Source organism: Pseudomonas sp. LBUM1646 (assembly GCF_059716165.1).
The window spans coordinates 5,579,413-5,596,520 of the sequence record NZ_CP166810.1; the positions used below are offsets into that span (position 1 = coordinate 5,579,413).

General features: G+C 59.1%; 12 protein-coding genes and 1 pseudogene. 7 read left to right on the top strand and 6 right to left on the bottom strand.

From position 1 onward, the window contains the following. Positions 1-9 precede the first annotated feature (9 nt). The 4 genes from ACA071_RS25335 to ACA071_RS25350 all read right to left on the bottom strand — a co-directional run bounded on the left by ACA071_RS25335 (position 10) and on the right by ACA071_RS25350 (position 5,128). A complete protein-coding gene (locus ACA071_RS25335) occupies positions 10-753 on the bottom strand; it encodes a molecular chaperone (protein WP_497641621.1) in 744 nt (247 codons plus the stop codon). A gap of 37 nt (positions 754-790) precedes the next feature. Next, positions 791-2,020: a hypothetical protein gene (locus ACA071_RS25340; protein ID WP_497641622.1), complete on the bottom strand. Its 1,230-nt coding sequence runs from the start codon at positions 2,018-2,020 to the stop codon at positions 791-793. Between the two features lie 4 nt (positions 2,021-2,024). After that, complete coding sequence (locus ACA071_RS25345) at positions 2,025-4,547, bottom strand: CS1-pili formation C-terminal domain-containing protein (protein WP_497641623.1); 2,523 nt, start codon at positions 4,545-4,547, stop codon at positions 2,025-2,027. A gap of 86 nt (positions 4,548-4,633) precedes the next feature. Then, positions 4,634-5,128, bottom strand: a complete 495-nt coding sequence (locus tag ACA071_RS25350) for a CS1 type fimbrial major subunit (protein WP_497641624.1) — start codon at positions 5,126-5,128, stop codon at positions 4,634-4,636. 521 nt (positions 5,129-5,649) lie between these two features. Between ACA071_RS25350 and ACA071_RS25355 the strand changes: the two genes are divergently transcribed. Further along, on the top strand, positions 5,650-6,222 hold the full coding sequence (locus tag ACA071_RS25355) for a PadR family transcriptional regulator (protein ID WP_497641625.1): 573 nt from the start codon (positions 5,650-5,652) through the stop codon (positions 6,220-6,222). Then, entirely contained in the window at positions 6,219-7,007 is a 789-nt protein-coding gene (locus ACA071_RS25360) for a siderophore-interacting protein (protein ID WP_497641626.1), read from the top strand. Before ACA071_RS25355 ends, ACA071_RS25360 begins: the two co-directional genes overlap by 4 nt. 90 nt (positions 7,008-7,097) lie before the next feature. Here the strand turns inward: ACA071_RS25360 and ACA071_RS25365 are convergent, their stop codons facing one another. Together ACA071_RS25365 and ACA071_RS25370 are read right to left on the bottom strand one after the other, a co-directional pair. Beyond that, positions 7,098-7,748 carry a Pr6Pr family membrane protein gene (locus ACA071_RS25365; RefSeq protein WP_497641627.1) on the bottom strand — a complete coding sequence of 217 codons (651 nt, stop codon included), beginning with the start codon at positions 7,746-7,748 and terminating at the stop codon, positions 7,098-7,100. Between the two features lie 2 nt (positions 7,749-7,750). Further along, complete coding sequence (locus ACA071_RS25370) at positions 7,751-7,981, bottom strand: VF530 family protein (RefSeq protein WP_427628326.1); 231 nt, start codon at positions 7,979-7,981, stop codon at positions 7,751-7,753. A 203-nt stretch (positions 7,982-8,184) separates the two neighbouring features. Here ACA071_RS25370 and ACA071_RS25375 point away from each other — a divergent pair. From ACA071_RS25375 to lon, 5 genes and pseudogenes are all read left to right on the top strand, one after another. Further along, positions 8,185-8,703, top strand: a pseudogene (locus ACA071_RS25375) (benzoate/H(+) symporter BenE family transporter); the annotation flags it as partial. Between the two features lie 249 nt (positions 8,704-8,952). After that, on the top strand, positions 8,953-10,335 hold the full coding sequence (locus tag ACA071_RS25380; protein WP_497641628.1) for a carbohydrate porin: 1,383 nt from the start codon (positions 8,953-8,955) through the stop codon (positions 10,333-10,335). Between the two features lie 252 nt (positions 10,336-10,587). Beyond that, positions 10,588-12,999: a glucose/quinate/shikimate family membrane-bound PQQ-dependent dehydrogenase gene (locus tag ACA071_RS25385; RefSeq protein WP_497641629.1), complete on the top strand. Its 2,412-nt coding sequence runs from the start codon at positions 10,588-10,590 to the stop codon at positions 12,997-12,999. Positions 13,000-13,500: 501 nt separating this feature from the next. Further along, entirely contained in the window at positions 13,501-13,866 is a 366-nt protein-coding gene (locus ACA071_RS25390) for a DUF6124 family protein (protein ID WP_497641630.1), read from the top strand. Between the two features lie 694 nt (positions 13,867-14,560). Then, positions 14,561-16,978, top strand: coding sequence for an endopeptidase La (gene lon, locus ACA071_RS25395; RefSeq protein ID WP_497641631.1), 2,418 nt, complete (start codon positions 14,561-14,563; stop codon positions 16,976-16,978). Positions 16,979-17,108 lie beyond the last annotated feature (130 nt).

Consider the following 17,108-nt stretch of genomic DNA (forward strand, 5'->3'; position numbering starts at 1 on the left):
AAGCAGCCACTATCGACTCGCTATCTTCAGCACTTTCTTGCTGTCGCCCTCAATCACAATGAAGCGGTGTTCACGGCCCTTTTCCTTGTCGAAACCAAAGGTTTTCCCGGCCAGCAGATGGTGTTTGGTGGTCGGCCGACAATCGCTTTCATCGCTGAGCGAGCAGCTTTTGAACTCATCGACCACCACGACCGTGTTGCCGTTATTGTGAAGTTCATACCGGGTGGCGGTGTCATTGATAACCGTATCGAAACGGGCGTTTTTGGGACGGACAAAAAAGATCGTGCCAAACCCGGTCATTACGTTGACCCCCGCAGACAGACTCTTTTTATAGTCTTCACGCTCTTCGCTGGAGAGCACGAATTCATCTTCCTTTTCCGGTACTACCGGCACGAAACGCACACGAAAATAACGCTCGGTATCGCGCTCGCCCATGTACAGCAAACGCGTGCCCTGCATACCCTTGGCCGGTACGATCAATCGGGCCGGACTGGCCATGATGCCCTTGCGCGAAGCGCCGTCCACCGTGCTCTCGATCGGCACTTCCCGGGAAGTACCGTCGGTGTCATAGAGGATTTCCAATACATTGATTTTGACGAAAGCGGTGCTGTCGCCACTGTTAAATACCCGTTTGAGGTACGTACTTTTATCGCCATCCAGATAGTCGTACACCGTGCCGACATTAATCTGCGGACCGGCCTGCGCCGTCAGACAAAACACGCTGGCAACCCACATCAACAACAGATGTTTCATTGTCTTCAACCTCAAAAAATAGCGAGTGTTCGTACGGTCAGACTTCCGAATCCCAGACCACCGTCATGGTGCCCACGTAATTACCCGGAACACCTGGCTGGAGCATGGCGTCGGTCCAGAACTGCCCGATTTCGAAATGCAGGATTCCCTGCCCGCGGTCCACATAGAAGTTCGGAGCGAAGCGCAGGGCCGCCGAGTTACCGATCTTCAGCGGCAGCCGGTTGACCGGTCGCCCGTATTGATCCGTCAGCCCATTGGGCAGCGTCACACTCAGATCCACCCTGCTATAACGGCCCGTGGCCAAGTCGTTAATGACGCAGCTGTCGCTTATGCTGCTCGAGCAAAACAAGGTCATCTTGAACCTCGATGAGGCCGAGATATGGAACATCTGGTCGCGAAACAATCGATTGGGTTTGCGGCCTTCGTTGATCCAGCTCTGCCAGCCACCTTGCGGTACCAACTCGACTTTGTTGCCGCCCGGCGGCAGAGTCACTTTGAGGGTGTGTTGCACGTCGAGGACGAAGTCCAGGGTCAGGTTGCTGTCATTCGCATTCAGCCCCCCGATATCGAAATCCCGGCCCGGGCCAAGCAAATAGTTGATCGAACCGGTGTAAAGCCCGCTCGACATTCCCAAGGGGTCGGGCGTGCGTAGCTCATAGGCAAAGTCCAGAGTGTCCCAAGACATGTGCGGAATCTGGAAATGCGCCACTTTGGTACAGGGCGCTTCTACCGGGGTTTTCCAGAAAAACCGATAGGTGGTGCCTAAATAGGCTCCTACGCCGCTGTACACACAGGGAGGCGCCGCATACACCCAGGATTGACCGCCCCAAAGCTTTGTATGGCCTTCAAGTAGATCGTTTACCCCTACCAGATTGGCGGCGGTATCGCTGAGGATGTAGTTGGAGCCAATACCGGTTATGCGAACTTCAACGATTTCCGATTCCCGGGTTTCGCGATTCGTCACCGTCAGTTGTCGCCAATTGGCCGGTACCTTTACCGAAATGCTGGTTCCAGGCTGAATCGGGGAACTCGGCCCGAAACGAACCGGCAGCCGAATACTGAACATGTTTTGTTGCTTGCAAATCTCGGGATAAGTACCGCAATAACCACTGTTCAGGGTCTTGTTGAGAAATACATTTTTTTGCGGCTGAGCCGGATCAGGTGTGAACAGCGCCCTGATTTCCTGATTCACCGCTTGCGCTGAAGGCACCACCAACGCCATCACCAGCCCCAGCCCCAGCCCCAGCCAACACGTGGACATTTTCATACGCTTAACCTGCCTTCAGATCAGTAGGGGTGACGTCGGCCAGCGTGTCCGGCGTGCACCGCAGGTCACCGATCATCAACACGTTGTTTTCACTGCGATGTCGACTCGCATCGAGGCGGAACTGGCAGAGCAACTGATCGCCTCGCCGCACCTCCAGCGTGGGTGAACCGGCGTTCATTTCCATAGAGAAGAACCCATCCACTTCAGTCACCCCGCGACTGGCGTGGTTGATCACGTGATGGCCCTTGAGCGGCCGGCCTTGCGGGTCGACCAGACGGCCCAGCACGGTCAGGGTTTTCATCACCCTGACCTTGCGATACTCCACGCCGCCCTTGTTCAGGTGATAGCGGGTGCGTGGTGGGTCGATGCTGGCGGCAGGCACGTGATTGCCTTCGAAGTCGAAACTCACCGAGCTGTTCTGGTACGCGGTAATCGGTATGAAGTTGCGCCCCGGTTTCAACGCTGCGCTGCCGCCGCTGAAGTCGTCGGCGCGCAAAGCGATACCGTCAATATCGGATTCCACATCGACGATCAGCCCCGCGCCCCGCACCTCCTGTTGACTGGTCAGGACCATTTGCTGGCCGCCGATGGCCAGCGTGCTGTCGAGGTTCAAGCCACCGGTAAATTTGTTGTTGTAGGAGGAGCGCTGAACAAACCCGTCGCCACTGAGCGCCTCGGTGCGAAAACTGGCCAGGCTGGAGAGACCGACGCCATAGGTGTCGGTGAGTGCGGTGACCGAGACGTTTTGCAGCACATGGTCCTTCAAGTCTTTGCGCCAGCCGAGGGAGGCGTTGTTGTCGCGACCGCCCTCGCGCGCGGTCCGCGAACCAATGCTGCCAGTGAACTGTTGGCCGGGTGTACCCAATGCCAGGTTGATGCTCAGGTCAACACCGCGATTGCGCGCATCGCCGCTGCTGAAACTGCCTGGCCGGTCGAACAACGCCAGCCGCCAGTTGGCATCGCTGCCGAACAGCACGGTGCGCTGGGTCCAACCCAGATCCACGCCCAGGCCTTCGGTGTTGCCCTCGCTATGGGAAACCCGCGCATTCACCGAGCTTTTGCTGCTGACTCGATGATTGAGCGCCAGGGATGAGTTGCTGGTCTCGCCGACAAAGACATTGCGTTGCCGTACCCGGGTACCATCCGGCAGGGTGTCGTACGTATTGGTGGTATCCAGCCAACTGCGGTTGTGGCTGATCACCACGCTGCCGGAGCCGTAGCTGTACAGGCTTTGCAGATCGACACCGGTGCCGTGGTCTTGCGTCTGGTAGACGTTGGCATACAGGCTGATGTGATTGGCCAGGGTCCAGTCGATGGACGTGCCGTATTGCAGTTTTTCGCGAATCTGTCGCGCCGACAGCCCGAGAATCACCCGAGGATGCATCAAGTAATTGAGCGAAGCCCCGGCCGTGGCGCTGCCGCTGGCCTGTTGGTCCCAATTACTCAGCAGCTTGGTTTCTTGCCCGGCAAACACGTTGTAGCGCCAGCGCTCATTGAGGTTGCGCCAGTTGTTGGGCTTGTAGACCAGTTCCTGAGTGGTACTGGTGATCTGCCCGTCTTCGATCAGGCGCACTTCCACTTCGTAAATACCGCCCGGCAGCGGACGGGTGTCGAGGGTCTGCAGGCCGGCGGGCACCGATTGGGTATTGATCAGCAAACCGTCGCGCAAAATCTCCACCGAGGCCTGGCGATTGGCCGTGACGTAGATCGGATAGACGCTGGGCATCGGGCTGTTGATTGCCAGGCTGTCGGAGCTGCCATACATGGCGCCGACCGCCGTGTCGGGGCTGGTGCCAAACGTTCGCGGTTGGCGAGTCAGCCCTTCTGAATTGGGGGTGAAATAACCCAGGCGAACAAATCTGCCCTGTAATTCGCGCTGGGTGTAAAGCTCATGCACCGCGTGATAGAGCTGGTCATCCGGACCACCCAGGCGGGCCAGTTGCATGTTGAATGTCTGGCTCCAACTGCCGAGGCTGCCACTGGCTTCCAGGCCAAAGCGACCGCCCAGGTCCTGATCCTGACCGCCGTTGAGGTTGATCTGATTACGTACCATCAGGCCGCTGCTGCCACCCTCGGGTTGGTCGAAGTAGTGCTTGACCTCTGTGTCGCGCTCAGCATTTTCGGTGAGGATCGACACCAGCGAGTTTTCCAGGTTGTAGTGCACCGCCAGCATCTGTTCCGGGCATTGTCCGGTGCAGTTACCCAGCGCTATACCCGGCTTGAGATAAGTGGCCCAGACCTCACGCTCGGCGGCGCTGAAGCGGCTTTCGCTGGTGTCGGTAAATTCGAGCAGGGTGATGCGGTCATCGCGAGACAGCACGATCATCGCCTCCCCCAGCGGTTGTTGATCGAGTTCCACGCGAACCGCCAGCGGCACATCAAAAAAATGCTCCTCGAATTCCGCCGGTAAACCTTTGGCCTGAGCCAGCAGACTTCGCGGTGTAGAACCGGCGGGAACCGGAGCCGCCACCGCGCTGGCACAAAACAACAGCGCAAGCGCAGCCGCGATGGGTGTCATCGGGAACATGAACACGTACTCTGATTACAAACAAATGGAAGTCCGGCGGGCAGGCAAAGTTGCTTTTCCGCCGGTTGATGCCAAGTAGGGAAACGTTAGCGACTGCCACCAACTGGGGTCACGGCATCGAACATCATTGCCACCGCACCGGTATAGTCGCCGGGGGCAAAAGTTGTCCCTTTGGCGCTGATCAGCAGCGGTGCACGGTAGTTCACGTCGGACTCGGCCTCACCCACAACCATTTGCGGTGTAGTGGTCAGCTCCTTGCCGTTGATTTCGACTTTCAAGTCAATGGTATTGGGCCCGGAATACAGTTTCGGGACCGTCAGGACACTGGCATGTACCGAGCCATTGTTGTTGCGCATATCAAAAAAACCAGTGACGTCTTTCGGCTTCCCTGTGCTCGGCAGCAAGTCCATATTCTGATCCTTGTTGATCAGATCCGGATCGACAGGCACAACATAGAAACCATTGGTCGGCACATGGGCGACGATATTGATGGAGTGACGCGCTTCACCCGCAGCGAAGGCAACAGAAGAGGTCAGCGCCAGCACAGCCAGAGGAGCAGCCAAAGTCATTTTCTTGAACATCTTTAAATACCTGTCTTGTTAAATAAGTGGCTTATTAAAAGTTCAAACCCTGCCTCACCTGCGACAGCACAAGACGTAAGGGTTTGAATTGTTAACGCCAACGAATGATCCACTACCACCACCGGCAAGTAAGCAGGCAACTTCCGACGATCACGTAGTTAGACACCCTTGTAACAGGCCAGAAAAAAGATCAAAAAAGCCAATTCGATACGAGTAACTGTCAGCACTTACCTACAGACAGTTTTATAAAAAAAACCATACAGGACAATCAACTGAAAACACGGCGCGAAAAGCACTTCAAGACTATAAGACCAAGGATTAATAGAGTGATAACTTTAACTTCTAAGTTACACGCGCTTGAGTTGAAAAATACTCATTTCTGGATTAGCGACCGTGATAAATCACGGCGCGCGACGTACCTGACCGCTCGTCGGGGCGCCGAAGCGGTCTCCGGATAGGGTCTTGCTTTTGTCTTAAGATATATCTTAAGTTGTATCTAAACACGACAAGAGAAAGCAAAAATGAGAGACCATCATTCCCACCGCGAACACGGTGACGGCCGCGACGGCTTCGAGAAACGCCCTGGTCGCGAACGCGGCGGCCGCGGCCCACGGGTTTTCGCCCCCGGCGATTTGAAACTGCTGCTGCTGGCGCTGATCGCCGAACAGCCGTGCCACGGCTACGACCTGATCCGCCAGATCGAAGGCATGTTCGACGGTGCCTACAGCCCCAGCCCCGGGGTGATCTACCCGACCCTGACCTTTCTGGAAGAAAGCGAAATGATCACGGGCGATGCCGAGGGCGGGAAAAAACGCTACAGCGTGACCGACGCCGGGCGCCTGTCCCTGGGTGACCAGGCGATTGCCCTGGAAGGTGTGCGGATGCGCATCGACGTCAGCAAACGCTCGCTGCGCGGGCATGATCGCCCGGCGGAAATCCACGAAGCGGTGCATAACCTGCGTCATGCATTGCAACTGCATCACGGGCGCTGGAGTGCGGAAGAAATCATCCGCGTCGCCGCCCTGCTCAACAACACCGCCAAAGCCATCGTCGACGGCCCCGCCGTTCAAGCCCCGCAGGAGAACGCCGAATGAATGTCGTTTTTGAAAACCAGACCATTCACCGCGTCATGCACGAAATCAAACGCCGTCGCCTGGAAGTGTTGCGAGTGACCGACCTGACCCCTCGCATGCGCCGGATCACGTTAGGCGGGCCAGAACTGGCAGGCTTCGTCAGCCTCGGAACGGACGACCACGTAAAACTCCTTTTCCCACAGAACGCGGCGCAAATGGCGGCGCTGGAAACGCTGGTGCTTGGCGCCGGTAAAACCGACCAGCCGATGCCGGAAATGCGCGACTACACACCGCGCCGCTATGACCTGGACACCCTGGAACTGGACATCGATTTTGTCCTGCACGGCGACGGCCCCGCCTCGACCTGGGCCGAGCAGGCCAAGCCTGGGCAGTTCCTGCACATCGGCGGGCCACGGGGTTCGATGATCGTGCCGGACATCTTCGACAGCTACCTGCTGATCGGCGACGAAACCGCCCTGCCCGCCATCGCCCGCCGCCTGGAAGGCCTGGCAGCCAATCGCCACGCGCTGGTGATCATCGAGGTGGAGAACGGCGCTGAGCAACAGAAACTGCAAAGCGCTGCGCAGGTGAATGTGATCTGGGTCTTGCGCGAAGGCGGGAAGAACAACTTGCTGAACACCGTGAAAGAGCTGCAAGTGCCGAGTGGCAATCTGTACGCGTGGGTGGCGACCGAAACCAAAGTGTCACGGCAGATCCGCCGGGTGTTGCTCGATGAGCATGGGCTGGATGAGCAGTTGGTCAAAGCGGTGGGTTACTGGCGGCTGGATGAAAGCGACGAGGAATAACCTCTTAAAAGATCGTAGCCTGCGGCGGCTCCTACAGGGGGAAATGCCTACCTCTGTAGCTGCCGCAGGCTGCGATCTTTGCTTTCCCCGTCAACGACGAAGGTATCGATCCACTCCCACGATCAGTAACGCAATCGCGACAAACCCCGCCAATATCCCCCCGGCATTGATAAACACCTGTGGATAACCCAACGTGCTCACATCTATGAACGGGTACGGATAAGCCCCCAGCAGATGCCCGCGCAGCAGCACGTAAGCGAAATACACCAGTGGATAAATCACCCACAAGGCAATGTGCCCCAGGCGCAACGTGCCTTTGGGTACGCAGCACCACCAATAAACCAGAAACAGCAGCGGCATGATGTCGTGCAGTAACTCATCGGCGAGCAGTTGCCAGCCCTCGGGATGCCACAGATGGCGCAACAACAGGCTGTACGCGAGCCCGACCACGGCGATGCTCACGGCAATGCCGCTGCTGACCGATGGCCGTAAAAACCAGCGCCGCGCCGCCGACTCCCGCGATGTCAGCTCGCAGGTCAGTACCACGGCCACCAGGGTATTGGTCAATACGGTGAAGAAACTGAAGAAACTCATCAGCCCACCCAACAGGCTGGCGCCCATGCTCCAGCGTGTGCCGAGAATCAGGTACAGCTGAACACTCAGGGCAAACCAGCCCAGCACCGCAGCCACGGCAACACAACGACGCCTCGCGGCAGACCCCGGCGTCGAGAGGTTGAGCATGTTCAGACCGGTCGCTTGGTGCGCATCAGCTTCACGTAGAGGCGTTCGACCTTTTCCCGCGCCCACGGGGTTTTGCGCAGAAAAGTCAGGCTCGACTTGATGCTCGGATCGCTCTTGAAGCAGCGAATATCGATGCGCTCGGCCAGCCCCGCCCACTCGTAGTGTTCAACCAGGGCGTTGAGGATCTGTTCCAGGGTCACGCCGTGCAGCGGGTTGTTGTTCTGTTCGGTCATGCCGGGCCTTTGCGCGAAGAAAGAATAAAGAAGCCGCGCACCTTAGCCGAGGGTTTCGTTGGGTGGAAGCGCTCAGTTAACTGTAGGCCAACAACGCCTTTTCGCAGGAGCAAAGCTTGCTCACGGTGACTGCGGGTCATCCCGGAACGCTCGGCCTGGAACTGGGTGCCGCTGAGCACCAGCACGCCATTGGCCCGGGCCAGCAATACGTGCCGGGCATGGCGGTGTTGCGCACCTCGGGTTACAACACGCCGGCGCGCTCGATCATTTCGGTCACCGCGATTGGCTCGATCCTGATGGCGCCGTTTGGCTCCCACGGCTTCAACCTGGCAGCGATTACGGCGGCGATCTGCACTGGACGCGAAGCCCACGAAGACCGTGACAAATGCTACATCGCCGGGATCGCCTGCGGAGTTTTCTACATTCTGATGGGCACCTTTGGCACGACCCTGGCCTCAGTGTTTTCCGCCCTGCCCAAAGAATTGATCGCCTCGCTCGCCAGCCTGGCCTTGTTCGGCGCGATCAATGCCGGACTGACCGACGCCATGGCGGATGAGAAACAACGGGAAGCGCCGCTGATCACGTTCCTGGTGACGGCGTCGGGCATGAGTTTCCTTGGCTTGGCTGCGGCGTTCTGGGGTTTGATCTTCGGTCTTGTGGCGCACGTTGTGTTGACCTGGACGCGGGAAAGCAAAGCCGCTGCTGTCGCCACCGGCAACTGACCAATATTTAGGCACTGCAATAACGGTGGGAGCGAGCTCGTTCCCACCGTTTTATTGCCTGTTAGAACCCCTGCGGCGACAGGTCGCAGCATACTGTTACAAAATCCGAAAGGATCCATGTCAATAAAAGCACTTTCTCTCTTTGTAACAGATCATTATCCTGCCGCCCTTAAGCTGAAACGCTTCACTGCCCGTTCCACCTCGTAGCGTTCAGTTCACCCCCAGAAAAAGATCAAGAATTTTTACTTTATGCCCGACTTTCCAACTCTGCGAGACAGCGCTGTCTTACCCCCTGTGGCCCAGCGAAAAACCCTGAACCTGATCGGCGGCCTCAGCGCCTTCGGCCTCGCCACCTGCGTTCACGCGGCTACTGCCTTCGATAGCGACTCACCGTGGATGCTCGGTGACTGGAACGGCACGCGCACCGAACTTTCGGAAAAAGGCTACGACTTCAAAGTCGATTACACCGGCGAAATGGGCAGCAACCTGCACGGCGGCTATGACCACGACCGCACCGCGCGCTACAGCGACCAGTTCGGCTTCGGCACGCACCTGGATTTGCAGAAGATCCTCGGTTGGGACGACGCCGAATTTCAGCTGACCATTACCGAACGCAACGGCAACAACATCAGCAACGACCGGATCAACGACCCACGGGTCGGCGGCTTCACCTCGGCTCAGGAAGTCTGGGGCCGTGGCCAAACCTGGCGCCTGACGCAGATGTGGTATCAGCAGAAATTCTTCGACCAGAAGCTCGACATCAAGGTCGGCCGCTTTGGCGAAGGCGAAGATTTCAACAGCTTCCCCTGCGACTTCCAGAACCTGGCGTTCTGCGGCTCACAGGTCGGCAACTGGGTCGGCGGCATCTGGTACAACTGGCCGGTCAGCCAATGGGCGATGCGGGTCAAATATCACCTGACGCCGGAGCTCTACGCGCAAATCGGCGCCTATGAGCAGAACCCGTCGAACCTTGATCGCGGCAACGGCTTCAAGCTCAGCGGCAGCGGCACCCAAGGCGCAATTTTGCCGGTGGAGTTGGTGTGGTCGCCGAAGCTCAACGGCCTGCCGGGCGAGTACCGCGCCGGTTATTACTACAGCAACGCCAAGGCCACTGACGCCTACAAGGACAGCAATGGCCAGCCCGCCGCCCTCAGTGGCGAAGCCTATCGCAGCGCGTCGAGCAAGCACGGGGTGTGGCTTGGGGTGCAGCAGCAGATCACCCGCCGCGCCAGCGACAACTCCCGTGGTTTGAGCGTGTTCGCCAACGGCACGATGCACGACAAGAAGACCAACGCCATCGACAACTACGTCCAGGCCGGCGTCGTTTACAAAGGCTTGTTCGATGCCCGGGCCAAGGACGACATCGGTTTCGCCCTGGCTCGCGTCCACGTCAACCCGGCCTATCGCAAGAACGCCGAGGCGACCAATCAGGCCCGCGCCGTTTATGACTACGACGATCCGTCGTTCCTGCCGCCGCAAGACACCGAATACAGCGCCGAACTCTATTACGGCGTGCACGTCACCAATTGGCTGACCGTGCGCCCGAACCTGCAATACATCCGCCACCCCGGTGGCGTGGACAAGGTCGACGACGCGCTGATTGGCGGGATCAAGATCACCTCGTCGTTCTAACCAACACCACAAAGCCCTTGTAGGAGCGAGGCTTGCCCGCGAAGACGGATCAACATTCAACAATGATGCTGATCCATAGGTCGCCGTCGCTGACACAGCGTCATCGCAGGCAAGCCAGTTCCCACAAAAGATTGCATCAAACATACAAGCGCTAACCAAGTTTCACTTTTACAACTGAACCATGCCCACGCCAGATCGTCATCTACAGTGAACTTGCGCGGGACTACTTAAAACGTCACGGAGAACCACACTATGAGCACTGATGGTGCTTTGAGTCGAAGCCGTCTGCTGCCGAGCCTGCTCGGTATCCTGCTTCTGCTAATGGGCCTGGCCATGCTGGCCGGGGGGATCAAGCTGAGCATGCTCGGCGGCTCGCTGTATTACCTGCTGGCCGGTATCGGCTTCGCGCTGAGCGGCGTGCTGCTGATTGCCGCCCGCCGCGCTGCACTGGCCCTGTACGCACTGGTGCTGTTCGCCAGCACCGTTTGGGCGTTGTGGGAAGTCGGCCTCGACTGGTGGCAACTGGTGCCGCGTCTGGCGCTTTGGTTTGCGCTGGGTGTGGTCCTGCTGTTGCCGTGGTTCCGCCGACCGTTGCTGCGCGATGGCGCCGCACCGTTGGGCACCGCGGCGTTGAGCGTGGCCGTGGTTCTGGCCGGCGCCACCGCCGTGGCCAGTCAATTCACCCATCCGAATGAAATCTTCGGCGAGTTGGGCCGCGACACCACGGACCTGACCAGCACCGCCCCGGCCATGCCCGACGGCGACTGGCAGGCTTATGGCCGTACCGAGTTCGGTGACCGCTACTCGCCGCTGAAGCAGATCACTCCGGCTAACGTCGGCAAGTTGCAGGAAGCCTGGCGTATCCAGACCGGCGACCTGCCGACCGCCGATGATCCGGTGGAGCTGACCAACGAAAACACCCCGCTGAAGGTCAACGGCATGCTCTATGCGTGCACCGCCCACAGCAAAGTGCTGGCGCTGGACCCGGACACCGGCAAGGAACTCTGGCGCTTCGACCCGCAGATCAAGAGCCCGGTGGGCTTCAAGGGCTTCGCCCACATGACCTGCCGCGGCGTCTCTTACTACGACGAGAATGCTTACGCCAAGGCTGACAATGCCTCGGCCGCCGTTGTCTCCGAAGCTGGCAAAGCTGTTGCTCAAGCCTGCCCGCGTCGTCTGTACCTGCCGACCGCCGATGCGCGCCTGATCGCGATCAACGCCGACACCGGTAAGGTCTGCGAAGGCTTCGGCACTAACGGCACCGTTGACCTGACCCAAGGTATCGGCCCGTTCACTGCCGGCGGCTACTACGCCACGTCCCCGGCCGCGATTACCCGTGATCTGGTGATCATGGGCGGTCACGTCACCGACAACGAGTCGACCAACGAGCCTTCCGGCGTGATCCGCGCTTACGATGTGCATGACGGTCATCTGGTCTGGAACTGGGACAGCGGCAACCCGGACGCTACCGAGCCTTTGGCACCGGGCAAGACCTACACCCGCAACTCGCCGAACATGTGGTCGCTGGCCAGCGTCGACGAGAAACTGGGCATGGTCTACCTGCCTTTGGGCAACCAGATGCCTGACCAGTACGGCGGCGACCGCATGCCAGGCGCCGAGAAATTCAGCGCCGGCCTGGTGGCCTTGGACCTGGCCAGCGGCAAGGTGCGCTGGAACTACCAGTTCACTCACCATGACCTGTGGGACATGGACGTGGGCAGCCAGCCAACCCTGCTGGACCTGAAAACCGCCGACGGCGTGAAGCCGGCGCTGATCGCGCCGACCAAACAGGGCAGCCTGTATGTGCTCGACCGTCGCGATGGCACGCCGATTGTGCCGATTCGTGAAATTCCGGTGCCACAAGGCGCGGTCAAGGGCGACCATACTGCCCCGACCCAAGCCCGTTCGGACCTCAACCTGCTGGCCCCGGAACTGACCGAAAAAGCCATGTGGGGCGCCAGTCCGTTCGACCAGATGCTCTGCCGCATCCAGTTCAAGGAACTGCGTTACGAAGGCCAGTACACCCCGCCGTCGTTGCAGGGCAGTCTGATCTACCCGGGTAACGTTGGTGTGTTCAACTGGGGCAGCGTGTCGGTCGATCCGGTCCGCCAACTGCTGTTCACCAGCCCGAACTACATGGCGTTTGTCTCGAAAATGATCCCACGCGCCGAAGTCGCGGCGGACAGCAAGCGCGAAAGCGAAACGGCTGGCATCCAGCCTAACGCTGGCGCGCCGTACGCCGTGACCATGCACCCGTTCATGTCGCCGTTCGGTGTACCGTGCCAGGCCCCGGCCTGGGGCTATGTCACCGGTATCGACCTGACCACCAACAAAGTGGTGTGGAAGCGCAAAAACGGCACCAGCCGCGACAGTTCGCCAGTGCCTATCGGTCTGCCGATTGGTGTGCCAAGCATGGGCGGCTCGATCGTCACCGCTGGCGGCGTCGGCTTCCTCAGCGGCACCCTCGACCAGTACCTGCGCGCCTATGACGTCAATAGCGGCAAGGAACTGTGGAAGTCGCGCCTGCCGGCCGGCGGCCAAGCCACCCCGATGACCTACACCGGCAAGGACGGCAAACAATACGTGTTGCTCGTCGTTGGTGGCCACGGTTCGTTGGGCACCAAAATGGGCGACTACGTGATCGCTTACAAACTGCCCGATTAAGTTTTAGCGGCAGTTGAACGAAAGGCGACTCCTGTGAAGGGGTCGCCTTTTTTGTGGCCGCCATTTCTGCCCCACCGATGAACCACTGTGTGAGCGAGCTTGCTCGCGAAAGCGGTATGCCAGTCGACTTCAATACTGAATATTAAACAGCCTTCGCGAGCAGGCTCGCTCCCACATTGGATCGAGATCGGCCGAGAAATCGGGCGTGGGGTCCTACAACGGTGGCTGTTCTGGTGGAGATTTCCGACAATCTCTATCGGTTGTCGTGTCAGAAGCCCAAACGATAGGCTTTCGTTGTCGCTGAAAAAATCAGCGACCAGGCTTGGTCGCCCGGGTTTAGAATGGCGCACTTTTCAAGCATGCTTGACGGCGAGCTGTGCGTGGGAGGGCCTTGGCCCTGCCGGGTTTCCATTCCCTGGTCGACCAACCTGCGTACGGTTCGCCACCCTATCGTTTGGTCGCGGTAGCGGCGAACTCCACATACTTGAATGGAGTTTCACCATGTTCAAAGTAACGCCGAATCCCCCTCATACCGAAAGCTCTGCCCTTGATCCCAAAAAGCTCAAGGAAGCCGCCGACCGCGCGCTCAATTTCCACCTCAACCCCTGCGCCGTGAAAGCCCCCGCCCCGCGCAAACCCAGCACGATGTTCATAGTCGCGCCGGATATCGCAGACGAAGACCTTTTCGCGCACACCTGTGAGTCCTTGGCCTCGGCGAGCATCATGGCCAGCGATTTCGCCAGTCATCTGGAAGGACCCAACCGGCACACGGCATTGGCTATCCAGCAAATCATCATGCTGGCCGAACTGGCGGTGAATCGAATGCTGGATAACGTCGAACGACCTAAACCTTCGCCACACAGCTAACCCCCTGTGGGAGCGAGCTTGCTCGCGATGAGGGACTGACATTCAACATTGATGTTGCCTGACACTCCGCCATCGCGAGCAAGCTCGCTCCCACAATTGAGCCAAGTACATCCGAGAGAGATGGGTCCGCTGTCAGGCCGCCTTCGCGGGCAAGCCTCGCTCCTACAAAAGCAAAAGCAAACGCAAACGCAAACGCAATAACGATGTACACCGCCCCGCCCCTCACCACTCATTAGGCCGAGCGTTAGCTCGCCTGCCCTTGATCTTGCTCCACCCGCCCCTTCGGGAGGCTGAGTGGAGGTGTTCATCCGGGGACTGGCGCGCAGCGCCGTTCGACGCAGTCGAACACATTGCATGTAGGTCGTAGCGAAGCAGACCGGAGGGCAATGCCCCCGGATGGATGCCGGAGCGAAGGAACGCCGAGCCTAAGCGAGGGGCCGGACGCTCGGGGCGAGACCTTTGGTTCCTTTGGGGCGTTTGCCAAAGGGACTCGCCGTAAGGGCGAAACCCTAAGCCGCCATCACCGCAGCAATGGATATGTACTCAAACCCAACAAGAGCATGGTCGGCCCTAAGGCCGCCAAGTCAAAAGCACCTGTCAAAACCCTGAACACACACCCTGAAATATCCATTGCCATTGAAACCACCCCCCACCTGCCCCATCTAAGTCCCATACCCCATTGCGCAGGTGCCCCATGAGCGACCAGCAAGAATTCCCTGAAGACCCGAGCGAATACGCCGAAACCGACCACATCGAACACCATTCCACCGGCAAAGGCCTTGCTCTGCCTGGTCAGAACCTGCCGGACAAGGTTTACATCATCCCGATCCACAATCGCCCGTTCTTCCCGGCCCAAGTGCTGCCGGTCATCGTCAATGAAGAACCGTGGGCGGAAACACTGGACCTGGTGAGTAAATCCGATCATCACTCCCTGGCCCTGTTCTACATGGACACGCCCCAGGAAGATCCGCGCCATTTCAATACCGATGCGCTGCCGCAGTACGGCACGCTGGTCAAGGTGCACCACGCCAGTCGCGAAAACGGCAAGTTGCAGTTCGTCGCTCAGGGCCTGACCCGGGTACGGATCAAAACCTGGCTCAAACACCATCGCCCACCGTACCTGGTGGAAGTCGAATACCCGCACCAGCCCACCGAGCCAACCGATGAGGTCAAGGCCTACGGCATGGCGCTGATCAACGCGATCAAGGAACTGCTGCCGCTCAACCCGCTGTACAGCGAAGAGCTGAAAAACTACCTCAACCGCTTCAGCCCCAACGATCCGTCGCCGCTGACCGACTTCGCCGCCGCACTCACCTCGGCCACCGGTGGCGAGTTGCAGGAAGTGCTCGACTGCGTGCCAATGCTCAAGCGCATGGAAAAAGTCCTGCCGATGCTGCGCAAGGAAGTCGAAGTCGCGCGCCTGCAGAAAGAAATCTCCGCCGAGGTAAACCGCAAGATCGGCGAGCATCAGCGCGAGTTCTTCCTCAAAGAACAGCTCAAGGTCATCCAGCAAGAGCTGGGCTTGACCAAGGATGATCGCAGCGCCGACATCGAACAGTTCGAGCAACGCCTGGAAGGCAAAGTGTTGCCGCCTCAGGCGCAGAAACGCGTCGAAGAGGAAATGAACAAGCTATCGATCCTCGAGACCGGTTCGCCGGAGTACGCGGTCACCCGCAACTACCTCGACTGGGCAACTTCGGTGCCGTGGGGCGTGTACGGCGAGGACAAACTCGACCTCAAGCACGCGCGCAAGGTGCTGGATAAACACCATGCCGGCCTCGACGACATCAAGGACCGCATCCTCGAATTTCTCGCGGTCGGTGCCTATAAAGGTGAGATCAGCGGCTCCATCGTGCTGCTGGTGGGTCCGCCGGGCGTGGGTAAGACCAGCGTCGGCAAATCCATCGCCGAATCCCTCGGCCGGCCGTTCTACCGTTTCAGCCTCGGCGGCATGCGCGACGAAGCCGAGATCAAGGGCCATCGCCGCACCTACATCGGCGCGCAACCGGGCAAACTCGTGCAGGCGTTGAAAGACGTTGAAGTGATGAACCCGGTGATCATGCTCGACGAGATCGACAAGATGGGCCAGAGCTACCAGGGCGACCCGGCCTCGGCGCTGCTGGAAACCCTCGACCCGGAACAGAACGTCGAATTCCTCGATCATTACCTGGATCTGCGCCTGGACCTATCGAAAGTGCTGTTCGTCTGCACCGCCAACACCCTGGACTCGATCCCCGGCCCGTTGCTGGACCGGATGGAAGTGATTCGCCTGTCGGGCTACATCACCGAAGAAAAAATCGCCATCGCCAAGCGTCATCTGTGGCCGAAACAGCTTGAGAAGGCCGGCGTATCCAAAGGCAGCCTGAGCATCAGCGACAGCGCGTTGAAAGCATTGATCGATGGATATGCCCGTGAAGCCGGGGTGCGCCACTTGGAAAAAGAACTGGGCAAACTGGTGCGCAAAGCCGTGGTCAAGTTGATCGACGAGCCGAAAGCGGTGATCAAGATCGGCCCTAAGGACCTCGAAGCCTCACTGGGACATCCGGTGTTCCGCAACGAACAAGTGCTGTCCGGCACCGGCGTCATCACCGGGCTGGCCTGGACCAGCATGGGCGGCGCGACCTTGCCGATCGAAGCGACGCGGATTCACACGCTCAACCGTGGCTTCAAACTCACCGGGCAATTGGGCGACGTGATGAAGGAATCAGCGGAAATCGCCTACAGCTACGTCAGCTCCAACCTGAAATCGTTTGGCGGTGATCCGAAGTTCTTCGACGAAGCCTTCGTCCACCTCCACGTGCCGGAAGGCGCCACCCCGAAAGACGGCCCGAGCGCCGGCGTAACCATGGCCAGCGCCCTGCTCTCCCTCGCCCGCAACCAGGCACCGAAAAAAGGCATCGCCATGACCGGCGAACTGACCCTGACCGGGCATGTTCTGCCGATTGGCGGGGTGCGCGAGAAGGTGATTGCGGCGCGGCGGCAGAAGATCTTTGAACTGATCTTGCCGGAACCGAATCGCGGCAGTTTCGAGGAATTGCCGGAGTACCTGAAGGAAGGGATCACCGTGCACTTCGCCAAGCGCTTCGCGGATGTGGCGAAAATTTTGTTCTGACCCCGTAACCTGATCGTTCCCACGCTCTGCGTGGGAATGCCGCGCGGGACGCTCCGCGTCCCTTCACAAGCGTGACGCAGAGCGTCACAGGATGCATTCCCACGCAGAGCGTGGGAACGATCATCTCCCG